1 protein-coding gene is annotated in these 1,087 nt (G+C 34.5%); it reads right to left on the bottom strand.

Features of this window, described 5'->3' with window-relative positions:
• Positions 1-234: 234 nt before the first annotated feature.
• Positions 235-918: a DUF4142 domain-containing protein gene (locus AC1DPQ_RS28550; protein ID WP_477611683.1), complete on the bottom strand. Its 684-nt coding sequence runs from the start codon at positions 916-918 to the stop codon at positions 235-237.
• Positions 919-1,087: the final 169 nt, after the last annotated feature.

The raw sequence follows: 1,087 nt of genomic DNA, 5'->3' as shown, positions 1-1,087 counted from the left end.
GTATGAGGATTGTCTGCAAAGAAAACCTACAGCGTTTACTATAAATTTCTGCATATTGGGTTTCATTTTCTTGTTTTGAAAGGATGAAAAATCCTAAATCTGAAAAATGTTTTATTGAAAACATATATTGGCGAGGTTTAAACAAATATATTAATTATTTAAACTTACAAATCCAATAAATCGTTTTAGAAGAATATGAAAGCAAAAGGTTACCATGCTAAATAACTTAAGCTACTATTTAGCCAGGGCTTGAATCTGTTTTAAGTGTTTTTTCAATACTGATAAATATTTATTGGCATATGTTTTAACCTCAAGATCAGCAGACCGTGATGCTTTTTCAAATAAAGAAACCGCATTTTGATGATCTGTAACCATCATCTGGACATAAGCTTTATCAAATGAAGCCCCGTTTAAATTATTTAATTTTTCAATCGCATTCGTCACGTCAGCTTCGGTAGCACCATTCGCGATTTTTTTCGCCAGACCGGTATTGCCTGCCTCACCTCCGGCATTTTTGGTTCTTGAGGTATCTTTCATGTTTTCAGGTGATGAATCTACCCTGCCATCTGGTCGTAGTTCACCTTCTGGCCTACTCATTGGCAAATTTACTTTCTTAAGTTTCGCCAAGGATCTTAATTCTTCATTGGCCTTGGTATGATTGTCAACCATCATCTGGCCAAATGCCTTTATCTTTTGATCTGTTGCTTTCTCTGCCGCAAGTTTCCCGGTTGATACCTCTTTCATTCCGGCAATAGCCGCCTGTTGCAAAAATTGTGTGGTGGTTAAACTATCTTGTTGATTAATATAATCAAATGATCCTGCATAATGCCAGTCTGCTTTTGCAACAGCATTAAATGAAGTAGCTGAAATAATCATTCCCACTACTGCTATTTTCCTGGTATCGAAATGGTTTTTCATGGTTAAGTAATTAAGGTAAATGCATTTATAAAACCCCGTTAACATTTAAAAAGTTTGAGCAAATCATATCCATGTTTTAAAAACCTTACAACACCAGTGGTTTAAGATTTTAAATTTTCTCTAAACTTAATCTGATCAGAATCTGTTCTACTATAAAAGACTTTTACTA

It is taken from the genome of Pedobacter sp. 01T416_2, from assembly GCF_056398925.1.
Note: the sequence above shows the minus strand (reverse complement) of the source record. Positions and strands in the feature narration are given on the sequence as shown.